The sequence below is a fragment of the Bordetella saccharivorans genome (assembly GCF_045862855.1).
In the GTDB taxonomy this organism is placed as follows: domain Bacteria; phylum Pseudomonadota; class Gammaproteobacteria; order Burkholderiales; family Burkholderiaceae_B; genus Bordetella_A; species Bordetella_A petrii_F.
In genome coordinates this window covers 3,049,103-3,061,757 of record NZ_BAAFZO010000001.1, presented here as the reverse complement: position 1 = coordinate 3,061,757, position 12,655 = coordinate 3,049,103, and the positions used below count along the sequence as shown (strand labels likewise).

The 12,655-nt window shown below is 67.2% G+C and carries 14 protein-coding genes; 9 read left to right on the top strand and 5 right to left on the bottom strand.

The features are described from left to right. Window positions 1–15: 15 nt before the first annotated feature. The 4 genes from ACKTT0_RS14695 to ACKTT0_RS14680 form a co-directional block, all read right to left on the bottom strand. Entirely contained in the window at window positions 16–801 is a 786-nt protein-coding gene (locus ACKTT0_RS14695; RefSeq protein WP_407850593.1) for a GntR family transcriptional regulator, read from the bottom strand. Between the two features lie 23 nt (window positions 802–824). After that, the gene (locus ACKTT0_RS14690) at window positions 825–1,790 is read right to left on the bottom strand and encodes a tripartite tricarboxylate transporter substrate binding protein (RefSeq protein WP_407850592.1); all 966 of its coding nucleotides are present in this window, start codon (window positions 1,788–1,790) and stop codon (window positions 825–827) included. 114 nt (window positions 1,791–1,904) lie between these two features. Beyond that, window positions 1,905–2,201: a hypothetical protein gene (locus tag ACKTT0_RS14685; protein ID WP_407850591.1), complete on the bottom strand. Its 297-nt coding sequence runs from the start codon at window positions 2,199–2,201 to the stop codon at window positions 1,905–1,907. 266 nt (window positions 2,202–2,467) lie between these two features. After that, window positions 2,468–3,031 carry a DUF4142 domain-containing protein gene (locus ACKTT0_RS14680; RefSeq protein WP_407850590.1) on the bottom strand — a complete coding sequence of 188 codons (564 nt, stop codon included), beginning with the start codon at window positions 3,029–3,031 and terminating at the stop codon, window positions 2,468–2,470. Between the two features lie 243 nt (window positions 3,032–3,274). Between ACKTT0_RS14680 and ACKTT0_RS14675 the strand changes: the two genes are divergently transcribed. The 6 genes from ACKTT0_RS14675 to ACKTT0_RS14650 are packed head-to-tail and all read left to right on the top strand — an operon-like array spanning window position 3,275 to window position 9,034. Further along, window positions 3,275–4,135 carry an ABC transporter substrate-binding protein gene (locus ACKTT0_RS14675; RefSeq protein ID WP_407850589.1) on the top strand — a complete coding sequence of 287 codons (861 nt, stop codon included), beginning with the start codon at window positions 3,275–3,277 and terminating at the stop codon, window positions 4,133–4,135. Window positions 4,136–4,173: 38 nt separating this feature from the next. Then, window positions 4,174–5,706, top strand: coding sequence for an amino acid ABC transporter permease/ATP-binding protein (locus tag ACKTT0_RS14670; protein ID WP_407850588.1), 1,533 nt, complete (start codon window positions 4,174–4,176; stop codon window positions 5,704–5,706). Window positions 5,707–5,713: 7 nt separating this feature from the next. Then, a complete protein-coding gene (locus ACKTT0_RS14665) occupies window positions 5,714–7,102 on the top strand; it encodes an amidase (protein ID WP_407850587.1) in 1,389 nt (462 codons plus the stop codon). Next, entirely contained in the window at window positions 7,099–7,497 is a 399-nt protein-coding gene (locus ACKTT0_RS14660; RefSeq protein WP_407850586.1) for an ectoine synthase, read from the top strand. The genes ACKTT0_RS14665 and ACKTT0_RS14660 overlap by 4 nt, the downstream gene beginning before the upstream one ends. Before the next feature lie 14 nt (window positions 7,498–7,511). Continuing rightward, window positions 7,512–8,360 (top strand): urea carboxylase-associated family protein, encoded by an 849-nt coding sequence (locus ACKTT0_RS14655; protein WP_407850585.1) that lies wholly within the window; start codon window positions 7,512–7,514, stop codon window positions 8,358–8,360. Continuing rightward, window positions 8,348–9,034, top strand: a complete 687-nt coding sequence (locus ACKTT0_RS14650; RefSeq protein ID WP_407850584.1) for a GntR family transcriptional regulator — start codon at window positions 8,348–8,350, stop codon at window positions 9,032–9,034. The genes ACKTT0_RS14655 and ACKTT0_RS14650 overlap by 13 nt, the downstream gene beginning before the upstream one ends. A gap of 2 nt (window positions 9,035–9,036) precedes the next feature. On the opposite strand, the gene ACKTT0_RS14645 is transcribed toward ACKTT0_RS14650, so the two are convergent. After that, complete coding sequence (locus tag ACKTT0_RS14645) at window positions 9,037–9,936, bottom strand: LysR substrate-binding domain-containing protein (RefSeq protein ID WP_407850583.1); 900 nt, start codon at window positions 9,934–9,936, stop codon at window positions 9,037–9,039. A gap of 146 nt (window positions 9,937–10,082) precedes the next feature. Between ACKTT0_RS14645 and ACKTT0_RS14640 the strand changes: the two genes are divergently transcribed. From ACKTT0_RS14640 to ACKTT0_RS14630, 3 genes are all read left to right on the top strand, one after another. Further along, entirely contained in the window at window positions 10,083–10,733 is a 651-nt protein-coding gene (locus ACKTT0_RS14640) for a flavodoxin family protein (protein ID WP_407850582.1), read from the top strand. A 152-nt stretch (window positions 10,734–10,885) separates the two neighbouring features. Then, complete coding sequence (locus tag ACKTT0_RS14635; protein WP_407850581.1) at window positions 10,886–11,047, top strand: hypothetical protein; 162 nt, start codon at window positions 10,886–10,888, stop codon at window positions 11,045–11,047. Window positions 11,048–11,239: 192 nt separating this feature from the next. Next, the gene (locus ACKTT0_RS14630) at window positions 11,240–12,640 is read left to right on the top strand and encodes an APC family permease (RefSeq protein WP_407850580.1); all 1,401 of its coding nucleotides are present in this window, start codon (window positions 11,240–11,242) and stop codon (window positions 12,638–12,640) included. Window positions 12,641–12,655 lie beyond the last annotated feature (15 nt).

The window sequence follows — 12,655 nt, the reverse complement described above, 5'->3', positions numbered from 1 at the left end:
GGCGGAAATCCTCCTTCAGGCGCGCGCCCGCGCCGGCGCGCCGGCAGGCAGCCAGGCAGGCTCGCCCGGCATGTCGTGGGCTTGCATATCCATGCGGTATTCATAGCGGTCCGGGCGGTACAGCGCGTGCAGCCACTCGACCGGGCGGTCGGACTCATCGCGCACCAGCCGGTGCAGGCTGAGCAGCGCGGAACCGACGGCGACGTCCAGGTGCCCGGCCGCGCCCGGCTCGGCCAGCACGGCGGAAATCGATTGCTCGGCGCGCGCCACCCCTACGCCCAGGTCGCGGAAAATGGCCAGCAGCGGCTTGGAGCCGAGATCCTTGCGGCGAATGCCCCGCCCTATGTCGCCCGGCACGTAGGTCGTCAGGTATGAAAACGGCAGGCCCTGGTAGCTGCGCACCCGCACCGAGCGCTGCACCGGCGTGCCCGGTTCGAGCTCCAGCCGGGCCGCCACCTGCGGCGGCGCGGCAACCGTTTCCAGTGCAAGCAGACGCACCTGGGTCTGCATGCCCATGTGCGCCAGGTGCGCCATCAGGGCATCGATGTCCGAACTCTGCTGCGGCGCGGACAGGGGAAGATTGCCCGCCGCGAACGTGCCCCGCCCCTGGCGCCGTTCGATCAGCCCTTCGGACTCCAGGGCCTCCAGCGAGCGACGTATCGTCAGCCGCGACACGCCATACTCGGCGGCCAGCGCGTTCTCGCCTGGCATGGCCGCGTCGGCGGGAAAACCACCCGCTTGCAGGCGCTGCTTCAGCAGCAGGTACACCTTGTGATACAGAGGCAGCGGGCTGTCGGGCACGAAATGTTCTCCAGTCAGGCAGCTCAATCGACCGTGGCGCCGGTGAACTTGACGATCTCGGCGTAGCGATCGATGTCTTTGCGTACGAAAGCGTCCAGCTCCTGCGGGCTGCTGCTGACCGCGACGGCCGCCTCGCGCTCGAGCAATTGGCGGAACTCGGGCGTGTCGACCGCCTTGCGCGCCGCCGCGTTCAGCGTCGCGAGTGTCTGCGGCGGCAGCTTGGCCGGGCCGAACATGGCGAACCAGGCGTTGGACTCGAAACCTTTGATGGTATCGCCGATGGGCGGCACGCCCGGGAATTGCGGCAGGGCTTCCGGGCTGCTGACGCCCAGCGCCTTGAGCGCCCCGCTCTTGATGTGCGGCATGGCGTTGAGGGAGCTGGCGAACATCATGTCCACCTGCCCGCCCAGCAGGTCGTTGATGGCGGGCGCAGTGCCCTTGTACGGCACGTTGAGGATATCCAGCCCCGCCAGCATTTTCATGCGCTCGCCGGCCATGTGCAGCGACGAACCGATGGCACCCAGCGCCATGGTGTACTTGCCGGGGCTGGCCTTGACCAGCGTGACGAACTCCGGCATGGACTGGGCGGGAAAATCCTTGCGGGTGACCAGCACGCTGGGCACGTTGGCCAGCATGCTGATGGGCGTGAAATCACGCACCGGGTCGAACGGCAGGTTGCGATACAGGCTGGCGTTGATCGAAAAGCTGGTGAACGTGACCAGCAGCGTGTTGCCATCGGGGTTGCTCTTGGCGACGTAGTCGGCGGCAATATTGCCGCCCGCCCCCGGCTTGTTCTCGACCAGCACCGTGCGCTTCAGGTCCAGCGCCATGTGCTGGGCAATGCTGCGCGCCACGGTGTCGGTAGTGCCGCCTGGCGGCGCCCCGACCACCAGCTTGATGGTGTCATTCTGGGCCTGGGCCGGCCCGAACGGCGTGGCCAGCGCGGCCAGCAGCGCACCGCCCGCGACGATGCGTGGCAATCTCTTCATGGCGTGTCTCCTGATATGTTGTATTGATGACAATACAAGTATACCTGAAGACCACCCTCAATAAGGACAGGCCGTCCGCCCCGCCAGCGGACGGGCGCCGCGGGGGGGCAGGATTCAGGAAGGATCGCGCCGGGCGCTGTCGGCCTCCTGCCTGGCCAGGCGGAATAGCAGCAGCACGCAGGCCAGCAGGCCCGCCCCCGCGAGCGTCCAGCCGGCGGGCTCGCCCAGCCAGGGCACGGCCCACAGCGGCGCGGCCAGGCCGGCCAGCGGCGCCAGCATCAGGCACGCCATGAACGTGCGCCGGCCGTCGTTGCCACGGACGGCAGGCGCGGTCGGCGCGATGCGGGCCTTGCGGGCGGAACGCGCGGCTTTCACGCGTTCTCGTTCGAGTTCCAGATATACCACTGCCATAAGCCCCTCCTAGCTTATCTTCCGGCAAGGCGGGATTCGCCCGGCGCGGAATTCCGGCCTGGCGCCACGGCATGGCCGGGCTGTGCCGCCCGGTCCGCCGCGACCCCAGTGGGTTGTCTCGCGAACTGTTGTTACCTCAATGGATACTCCTATCCCGCCCAACCCGCAATCGGGTATTGCGCTTACGCCACGGTCCCGGCCATGCAGGACACCGCGCGGGCCGGCCCGCGCGGCACGCCGGCCGCGCCCGGCGGCACTGCCGCGGCCTATTTGCGCTGGCTGACTTTCTGCTGCAGCGCCTTGGCCATTTCGAGGTGTTCCTGCAACGCCGGCAGGTGCTTGGCGGCGAAGGCCTTGATATCGGCGTCCTTGGCATTGGCCGAGGCATCCTGGAACAGCTTGACCGCGTCCTCGTGGGCGGAGACGCCGATCTGGTCGGCATACATTTCGTCGAAGCCGTCATCGGTCATGCTCAGCGTCTTGAGCTTGGCTTTTTGCACCAGCGATGGTTCGGTCGGCGGCGTATAGCCCTTTTCCTTTGCCAGGCTCGCCAGTTCCTCGCCCACCTTGGTGTGGTCCTGGATCATCTTTTCGGCGAACGATTTCACATCGGGGCTGGTGGCCTTTTCTTGCGCCATCTTGCTGCCCTCGATCTCGGCATGGCCGGACTGGGCGGCATTTTCCAGGAAATCCTCGTCATCGCCATCGAGTTGTTGCGCCGTTCCCTGCGCCGGCGCCGGGGTGGGAGTGGCCGTCTGGGCCAGGCCGGCGGCAGCGACCATCAGCGATCCCGCGGCCAGAATGCCGAGGGTCAGATTACGTAATTTCATAAGGCCTCCAAGATAGTGCGCCGCGCGGACAGGCGGTGCGAGCCCCCGTTGCGCGGGACCGGGAACCCTGCATCGGCACAGCAATCGTCATGCCCGGCCTTAGGGAAAAACCCGGATTGCCTCGCCATGGCAAGGCTCGCAGAATCCAGATTGTTGAACAATCCTGGACCGCACCTCCCGCCCCTGGCGCAGCGCATCCCGCGTGCACAGGCAGCGTTTTCCACCACTGGACGGAATCCCGACATGCCCGCTTCGACCCATTCCCCACGCACGCCCCCACGCTCTTGGCGCCGCGCGGCGGCCACGCTGCTGGCCACCCTGGCGCTGGGTGCCGCGCCGGCCATGACCAGCGCGGCGCCCACCGTACAACCGGGCAAACTCACCATTGGCTCGGACCTGACCTACCCGCCCTACGCCTACATGCAGGACGGCAAGCCCGCCGGGTTCGACGCGGAGTTCTCGCGCATGCTGGCCCGGCAGATGGCGCTCGAGCCCGTGTTCCTGGATACGCGCTTTCCGGACCTGATCCTGGGCATGCGCGCGCACCGCTTCGACATCGTTGCGTCGGCGCTGTATGTCACGCCGGAGCGCCACAAACTGATCAACTACGTCCCGTACCTGACCACCGGATCATCCCTGCTGGTGCTTGCTTCGGACAGCTACGCCCCTGGCGACGTGGATGCGCTGTGCGGCAAACGGGTCGGCACGATCAAGGGGGCATCCTGGACGCCCAAGCTGGCCAAGGTCTCGGCGGAGCAATGCGTGCCGGGCAAGCGCGGCCCCATCCAGGTGCGCGAGTACCCCACTTCGCCCGAGGCCCTGATGGCCCTCAAATCCAAGGCGGTCGACGTGATGATGGAAGACGCGGCGGTTTCGCACGAGCTGGTCGAACAGTCGGCCAACGCGATCAAGATCACCTCCAGCAAGCTCATCTACCCCATCGTGATCGGGCTGGGAGTCAACAAGGACGCCACCGAGCTGCTCGATGCGCTCAACGCGGCGTTGCAGGCGGCGACCGCCAGCGGCGCCTATCCGGCATTGCTCAAGAAGTATGGACTGCAAGCCCCGGATGCCGCGGATGTGCAAGCCGCGCTGGGCCGCTAGCGCCCGCCCCATAGCCTCTGCATTCACCGAGCCGACACATGGATTTCGACTGGACCTATACGGCAAGCCTGTTCTGGGATTCGGATTTCTGGCGCGCCTGCTGGGTAGTCGTCAAACTGAGCGTGCTGACATGGGTGCTGGGGGTGGCGTTCGGCTTCATCCTGGCGCTGGGCAAGCAGTCCGACAATTTCGTGGTCAATCGCCTGGCCGGGCTGTACATCTGGTTCTTCCGCAGTCTGCCTTTGCTGGTGCTGCTGGTATTCGTCTACAACCTGCCGCAGGTATTCCCGTCGTCCAGCGTCCTGCTGTCCGACGCCTTCTATGCCGGCCTGGCGGCCATGGTGGTCAGTGAAACGGCCTTCATCGCCGAGATCCATCGCGGCGGCATCCTGGCGGTGCCAAGGGGCCAGCTGGAAGCCGGCAAGGCGCTCGGCATCCGCTATGCAGGCATCCAGCGGCTCATCGTCATTCCACAGGCGTTGCGCATTGCCCTGCCGGCCCTGGGCAACGAATTCATCACCATCGCCAAGCTCACCTCGCTGGTGTCCGTGATCTCGCTGGCGGAAATCCTGCTGGTCGGCCAGCGCCTGTACACGCAGAACTTCCTGGTGTTCGAAACCATGCTGGCGGTAGCGGCCTACTACGTGCTCATCGTCACGGTCTTCGACAAGCTGATCGGGTGGTTCGAGGCGCGCATGGATATTCTCCGGCGCGCGCCGCCCGCGCTGTCGCTGCCGGCCAACGTGGTCGAGGCGATCCAGCGCCGCGCCCGCGCGCCCGCCATTCCGGCCACGCCCCACGACGGCTGCGCGCCGGCCCTGCAGTTGAAGAACGTACAGAAGCAATATGGCGCGCTGCAAGTGCTCAAGCATATCGACCTGACTGTCGAGACAGGCCAGGTCATCTGCCTGATCGGGCCGTCCGGCTCGGGCAAGACATCGCTGATCCGCACCATCAATGGCCTCGAGACGCTCGATGGCGGCGAGATCCTGCTGCACGGCAAGCCATTCCTGCAGGCGGGCGGCGGCCGGGACGCCGTGCCGGGGCCGCGCATCCTCGACATCGGCATGGTGTTCCAGAGCTTCAACCTGTTTCCGCACAAGACCGTGCTGAACAACGTGATGATGGCGCCGCGCTATCACCGCCGCGGCAACGAACAGGACCTGCGGCTGGAGGCGCTGATCCTGCTGGCCAAGGTCGGCATGCTGGACCACGCCCATAAATATCCGCACCAGCTCTCGGGCGGCCAGCAGCAGCGCGTGGCGATCGCCCGCGCCCTGGCGATGAAGCCGTCCATCATGCTGTTCGACGAGCCCACTTCCGCGCTCGATCCGGAACTGGTCGGCGAAGTGCTCAAGGTGGTCGAGACGCTGGTGCAGGAGGGCATGACCATGCTCATCGTCACGCATGAAATGAACTTCGCCTTCCGCGTCTCCGACCGGGTCCTGTTCATGGAGCAGGGACGCATCCTGCACGATGCCCCGGCGCGCGAGATCCTGCAAAGCAGCGACCCGCGGGTGCGGGAATTCCTGCACCACGTGCATATCCACGACGACGCCAAAGCCGCCTGACCGCAGCATGACCTCCTCTTCTACTAGCGCTGGCGCCCGGCAGGCGCTGCAGCATTGCATCGCCAATAGCCGACGCCATGCCGAGGCCGCGCGCCTGGCCCTGCTGGCGCGGCGCGACCAGGCCGCGCTGCAGGAGGCCGACGCCTGGGACCACCTGCGCGCGGCGGGCAATCCGGCCGCGGCGCAGCTGTTCGGCGTCGTGCTGAGCGCGAAGGCCTGTTTCGACGTGGCGGGTTGGACAACCCACGCGGGCTCGCGCGTGCTGGCGGACGATCCACCCGCCAGCCGCGACGCGCCGATGGTCGCGCGGCTGCGCCAGGCGGGCTGCCTGTTGCGGGCCCAGACCAACATGACCGAATTCGCCTATGGCGCCCTGGGCCTCAACCCCTGGTACGGCACGCCGCGCACGCCCCTGGCCAGCGACGCGGACCGGGTGGCGGGCGGCTCGAGTTCCGGCGCCGCCGTGGCCACGGCGCTGGGCATGGCCAACCTGGCCGTATGCTCGGACACCAGCGGCTCGGCCCGCATACCCGCGGCATTCTGCGGCGTGGTCGGCTTCAAGCCCAGCCGCGGCCGCTATCCGGCCGACGGCATGCTGCACCTGTCGTCCAGTTTCGACGTGCCCGGCCTGATGGCCGACAGCGCGGCCCTGTGCCGCCGCGCCGACCAGGCACTGGCGCGCGACGGTGCGCGCCGCGCCGCCGAACCGGGCGCGGCGCTGCATGGCCTGCGCCTGTTGGTTCCCGAACAGTGGCTGGCCGACACGCTCGATTCGCCGGTGGGCGCGGCATTCGATGCCTGGCTCGGCCAATTGGCCAGGGCCGGCGCGCAGATCCGCGCGCAGGCCCTGCCGATGCTGGCCGAGGCCGGCCGGGCCGCCAGCGAAGGCGGCATCATCGCCGCCGAGGCGTATCTCCTGCATGCCGCGCGCCTGGCCAGCCATGCGGACCGCTACGACGCGCGGGTCGGGCCGCGCATCCAGGCCGGCGCCGACGTCCGGGCCCATGCCTACGCCCTGGCGCAAGCCCGCCTGGCCCGGCTGGCCCGCGATTACGACGCGGCGCTGGCACAGGCCGATGCCGTTGTCACGCCGGCCGTGCCCATGCTGCCGCCCGCCATCGAGACGCTGCGCCACGCCGACGCCTACGCCGCCGCCAACCGCCGCGCGTTCCAGTTGACGGAATTCGCCAACCGCCTGGACCTGCCCAGCATCACCCTGCCCGGCGGCGCCGGCCCGCGTCCGCCTATCGGCCTGATGTTCACCGGCAGGCGCGCCCGCGACGGCGCGCTGCTGGCCCTGGCGGAACGCGTCGAACAGGCGCTGGCCGGCGGCGCATCCGATTGCATCCCGGCCGTCCGGCCGATTCCCCCTGTGCCTCCCGAGGTCCATCCATGATAGTTGTCCATGCATCTGAACTGAACAATACCGAGCGCCACGCGCGCGGCCCCGGCTGGGAAAGCCTGCGCATGCTGGTCAAGCGCGACGGCGTCGGCTATTCGCTCAATGAAACGCGCGTGCGGGAAGGCGCCGAGCTGCACCTGCACTACAAGCATCACTACGAAGCCAATTACTGCACCGACGGCGAAGGCGAAGTGGTCGACGTGGCGTCCGGCGCCGTCTACCCGATCCGGCCCGGCACGCTCTATGTGCTGGACAAGCACGACAAGCACATTTTGCGCGCCACCAGGGGCGACCTGCGCCTGGTGTGTGTTTTCAACCCGCCGTTGAGCGGCACCGAAGTGCATGGCCCGGACGGCAGCTACGGCCCGCCCGCCCACGACAACCCCTGAACCGGAGAGCACGCATGTCGAACTACCCAGCCGCCTATCAAGTCACCAAGGGCTCGGTCCTGAGCGTGGACAAGGCCTTCTACGACCGGATCGCCGCGGCGCAGGACAGCCGCAAGCTGGCGGAATCCTTCGTGGTGCCGATCCGCAGCGGCCGCGCCTGGAAAGTGCGCGCGGGACAAGTATTCCGCATCGTCACGGTCGAAGGCCCGCAGGTGGCGGACCTGAACCTCTGGAACCTGCACAATCCGCGCGAACGCATGTGGGCTTCCCGCACCCGGCAACTGCAGCAGGCGCACGTGAGCACGCATGACCGGCTGTGGTCGACACTGCCGTTCCTGCGGCCGATGGTCACCATCACGGACGATTCGCTGGCTGGCTACGGCGTGGACGGCGATGGCGGCCGGGTCCACGACCTGCTGGGTACGCGCTGCGACCCCTACGTGAACCGCTTGCTGACCGGCCAGGATTTCCACTTCCACTGCCACTCGAACCTGACGCGCGCTGTCGCCCCCTACGGCCTGACCGAGTACGACGTGCACGATGTGCTGAATGTCTTCCAGTGCACCGGCCTGAACGACGACGATCAGTACTTCATGAAGGCCTGCCCGGCCAAGCAGGGCGACTACCTGGAGTTCTTTGCCGAAATAGACCTGCTGTGCGCGATGTCCACCTGCCCGGGCGGCGACCTGTCGGTGCCGATGTGGGGCCCCGACGCGCGCGACCCCATCGATGTATGCCGGCCGCTGGGCGTGGAGATCTACGATCTCGACCCCGCCTTGCTGGTAAACTGGGCGCCGCCCGAAGTGGCGCCCTACCGGGGCAGCCACGGCATGCATCCCGAACAGGTTGTATGGAAAGACTGACAACGCGCACCGCCCAGGCGTTCAGCCCGGGAACGCCTATCGCCGACCGGATCAGCAGGCAATTGCGGGACGACATCATCGGCGGGCGGCTGCCCCCGGGTACGCAACTGGTGGAAGTCGATCTCAGCGCCAAGTACGAGGCCTCCCGCAACACCATACGCGAAGTCCTGCACCAGTTGGGCCGCGAAGGGCTCGCCACCTTCGTGCGCCACAAGGGCGTGGTGGTGCGCCGCATGCAAAGCGGCGAACTGCGCGACATCTATGCGGCGCGCCGCGCTCTGGAACTGCACGCCATCTCCCGGGGCCGCCCGCTCGACGCGGCGGCCCTCGAAGCCATGCGCACCACGCTGGACATGGCGGAACGCGCGCTGGCGGGCAAGCGGTGGCGCGACGTCGGCACGCTCAGCCTGCAAATCCACCAGCAGATCGTCGCCATGCTGGGCAGCCCCTTGCTGGACGACTTCTTCCAGACGCTATGCGCCCAGTTGCGCCTGGTATTCGCCTCGCACCCGGATGAAAGCCAGATCCAGACATCCGACTGGATCCGCCGCGAAAAGCGCATCTACCAGCACCTGGGCAAGGACAACCGCGCCGGCGCCCTGCGCGAACTCGAAACCTACCTCGACCTGTCGGAATGCACGCTGCTGGACGTGGTGGAGCAATACAACCAGTAGGGCTAGCCAGCCGGCGCCTCGCCCATCTCGCCCTGCAGCCAGCCCAGGAAGGCGCGCACCGGCGGATGGCGCTCGCGGCCAGGCACGCACAGGGCGGTGTACGCGGCGCCGGGCACGCTCAACTCGGGCCGGCAGGGCGCCAGCAGGCCGCGCGCGGCCAGGTCCGACGCCATGATGGAGCTGGCCAGCACCAGGCCCTGGCCGGCGACCGCCGCCTGCAGCGCATAGTTTTCCTCTTCATAGACGCGGTCCGGGCCCCGGGCATGCAGCCAGTCGACCCCGGCGCGCGCGCACCAGTCGCGCCAGCCGTTCTCGTATAGCCGGGAATCGCGCCAGTGCACGCTGATGAGCGGCGGCCGCCGTCCCGGCGTGACGGCGGCCACCACCGCGGGCGCCCCATAGACGCCGAAATGTTCCTGGAGCGCGCAGACGCGGTGCAACCCCGGATACGCGCCGGTGCCGTAGCGAATGGCCACATCCACGCTGGCGTCCTGCGCCAGGTCCACCACTGTGGCCGTGCTGGACAGGTTGACCTGGTACTGCGGCCAGGCCTCGTGGAAGCGCCCCAGCCGGGGCACCAGCCAAAGGGCCGCGTAGGAATGGGTAGTGGAGACGTTCAGCATGCTGGCGCTCAGCACGGGCTGCACATGCTGCAGCGCCTGCGCAATATCCAGCCAGGCCCCGTGCACGGCACGAAACAGCGTCTCGCCGGCGGAGGTCAGCCTGACGGCGCGGGCCCGGCGCTCGAACAGCGCCAGCCCCAGCCGTTGCTCCAGGCTCTTCATCTGGTGCGAGATGGCCGTGGGCGTGACATGCAGTTCCGCCGCGGCGCGCTTGAAGCTTTGCAGGCGGGCGGCCGACTCGAAGGCGCGCAGGGCACTGACAGGCAAGTGGGCAAACATGAGGCGGAAACACCCATATAGATGATTTCAATTCATCCAGGCTCAGCATTGCTCAATTGTGGATACCTTGGGCAATCCCTAAATTCTACCTGGCAGCTCATCAATCCTGCACATTACCGCTCACCCATTTTGCCGAGGAAGATAATATGAATTCATCCGTACCCCACTCCGACCTGCTGATCCTGGTCGGCAGCCCCCGCCGTGATGGCAACAGCGCGCTGTTGGCGCAGGCCGTCGAACGGGGCGCCCGGCAGGCTGGCACGGCCGCCGCGGTCCATTTCCTGGACGACTTCATCGACGGCTTCCTGCGCGACGAGCGCGCCGCCGGCACCCGGGGCCAGCCCGGCGACCGCTATGGCGAACTATTCCTGGATATGTTCCTGCCGGCCCGCGGCGTCGTCTTCTGCACGCCGGTGTATTGGTACGGCATGTCGGCCCAGACCAAGGCGTTCTTCGACCGCTCGTTCACCTACTACTCGGCATCGCACCCGCGCTCGGCCGAGGTATTGGCCCGCATGGGCGACAAGCGGCTGGGACTGACCCTGGCGTCGGAGGAAAGCTATCCCGGCGTAGGGCTGGGCATCACGCACCAGGTCCAGGAGTTCGCGCGCTATACCCACTCGCAATTGATCGGCATCGTGCATGGCGTCGGCAACAGCCGCGGCGAAGTCGCGCGCGACCCCAACCAGCCGCTGCTGGCCGCCGAGACGCTCGGGCGCGAATTCTTCACGCGCCGCTACAGCGACTATCGCCTGGACACCCCGCGCGACCATCGCGTATGGGGTCCCGCCGAATAACCGCGCGGACGGCAAGGAAAAAAGAGGCAATCGGCGCCATTGAGCAAAACAAATGGACCGCGGCATGCCAGCTGACGCAACATGAAACCCATCGACGCGGGGGGATAACAACACCAGCCCTTCCCCACCACCTTCCACAGAAAGGAGCCGTCATGGCGAACTTCATCGATGCCTTGGTCCACGCCGAACTTTTCCTTCTGGGAGCCGACCTGGACCCGACCGGGCCGGCGCAGGCAGACAGCCCGGGCGATACGGCGTCCGCCGACAATACGATTTTTTTCAGCGCCGCCGACTACCGCAGCGCCGCCGGCTGAAGCCCGTCGCCGGGCGAGCCAGCCGCCACGCGGCCGGCGGCTGGCCCGGCGAGGCGGGGCGCCGCTTTATCCGTACCCATTTCTGACACCTCTGGTTAATAAAAGTGACACAGAACTGAAGGACGCGGGCCGCCGTCCTGAACGATACTTGCGTCCTTGAGCCATCTAGATTCAAACCGGAGGAGAACAAGCATGTCTACCCAAGACAGCATGGAACACACCCCATTGAAGCGGGTGATGGGCCCGAAGCTGCTGTTGCTGTTCATTATTGGCGACATTCTGGGCACGGGCGTCTACGCCCTGACCGGCCAGGTCGCCGCGGAAGTCGGCGGTGCGGCATGGGCGCCGTTCCTGGTCGCCTTCTTCGTGGCGCTGCTGACGGCCTTTTCCTATCTGGAACTGGTCACCAAATACCCGCGCGCCGCGGGCGCCGCGCTCTATGTGCACAAGGCATTCGGCATCCATTTCCTGACCTTCATCGTCTGCTTCACCGTGATGTGCTCCGGCCTGACCTCGGCCGCCACCGCATCGCGCGCCTTCTCGGCCAACCTGTTCGTGTCGCTGGGCATGGAAGCCGACCCCACCCTGGTGACCCTCGGCGCGCTGGGCTTCATGCTGCTGGTCATGGTGATCAATTTCCGCGGCGTCTCGGAAAGCGTCAAGGCCAACGTCGTGCTCACGCTCATCGAGCTCAGCGGCCTGCTGCTGGTCATCCTGCTGGGTTTCTACGCCATCTCCGGCGGCCAGGCGGATTTCTCGCGGGTCGTGGCGTTCGAAACGCCCGAGAACAAGAGCGTGTTCCTGGCCATCACATCGGCCACCGCGCTGGCCTTCTTCGCCATGGTGGGCTTCGAGGACTCGGTCAACATGGCCGAGGAAACCCATGACCCGCACCGCATCTTCCCCAAGGTCATGCTGACGGGCCTGGGCATCACGGCCGTCATCTACGTGCTCGTGTCGATCTGCGCCGTGGCGCTGATCCCGGTCGGCGAGCTGGCCGCCAGCTCGACGCCGCTGGTGCTGGTGGTCAAGCGGGCCGCGCCGGGCCTGCCCATGGAAACCATCATGCCGATCATCTCCATGTTCGCCGTGGCGAACTCGGCGCTGATCAACATGATGATGGCCAGCCGCCTGCTCTACGGCATGTCGCGCCAGGGCGTGCTGCCGAAATTCCTGTCGTACGTGCATACCCGCACCCGCACGCCGTGGTCGGCCATCCTGTTCACCACCGCGCTGGCGCTGGGCCTGATCATCCTGGTGTCGACCAGCAACTCCAAGGCCATCAGCGCACTGGGCGGCACCACGGCGCTGCTGCTGCTGGCCGTCTTCGCTTTCGTCAACATCGCCGTGCTGGTGCTGCGCCGCGACCGCGTGCAGCACGAGCACTTCCGCGCCAACACGCTGCTGTCGGTGCTCGGGGCCGTAGCCTGCGTGTTCCTGGTCACGCCGCTGACCGGCCGCGACCCGATCCAGTACCAGGTGGCCGGCTGGCTGCTGGCGCTGGGCATCGTCATGTGGGGCATCACACTGCTGGTGCATCGCAAGGAAAAACCCCTGCCCCACCTCGACCCGGAACACCTCACCGACGAGTGAGGCGGCATTCCTTCT

Coding starts and splice junctions, on each gene's coding strand:
- ACKTT0_RS14690 (WP_407850592.1), bottom strand. CDS start 1,790: ATGAAGAGATTGCCACGCATCGTCGCGGGCGGTGCGCTGCTGGCCGCG.
- ACKTT0_RS14685 (WP_407850591.1), bottom strand. CDS start 2,201: ATGGCAGTGGTATATCTGGAACTCGAACGAGAACGCGTGAAAGCCGCG.
- ACKTT0_RS14680 (WP_407850590.1), bottom strand. CDS start 3,031: ATGAAATTACGTAATCTGACCCTCGGCATTCTGGCCGCGGGATCGCTG.
- ACKTT0_RS14675 (WP_407850589.1), top strand. CDS start 3,275: ATGCCCGCTTCGACCCATTCCCCACGCACGCCCCCACGCTCTTGGCGC.
- ACKTT0_RS14670 (WP_407850588.1), top strand. CDS start 4,174: ATGGATTTCGACTGGACCTATACGGCAAGCCTGTTCTGGGATTCGGAT.
- ACKTT0_RS14665 (WP_407850587.1), top strand. CDS start 5,714: ATGACCTCCTCTTCTACTAGCGCTGGCGCCCGGCAGGCGCTGCAGCAT.
- ACKTT0_RS14660 (WP_407850586.1), top strand. CDS start 7,099: ATGATAGTTGTCCATGCATCTGAACTGAACAATACCGAGCGCCACGCG.
- ACKTT0_RS14655 (WP_407850585.1), top strand. CDS start 7,512: ATGTCGAACTACCCAGCCGCCTATCAAGTCACCAAGGGCTCGGTCCTG.
- ACKTT0_RS14650 (WP_407850584.1), top strand. CDS start 8,348: ATGGAAAGACTGACAACGCGCACCGCCCAGGCGTTCAGCCCGGGAACG.
- ACKTT0_RS14645 (WP_407850583.1), bottom strand. CDS start 9,936: ATGTTTGCCCACTTGCCTGTCAGTGCCCTGCGCGCCTTCGAGTCGGCC.
- ACKTT0_RS14640 (WP_407850582.1), top strand. CDS start 10,083: ATGAATTCATCCGTACCCCACTCCGACCTGCTGATCCTGGTCGGCAGC.
- ACKTT0_RS14635 (WP_407850581.1), top strand. CDS start 10,886: ATGGCGAACTTCATCGATGCCTTGGTCCACGCCGAACTTTTCCTTCTG.
- ACKTT0_RS14630 (WP_407850580.1), top strand. CDS start 11,240: ATGTCTACCCAAGACAGCATGGAACACACCCCATTGAAGCGGGTGATG.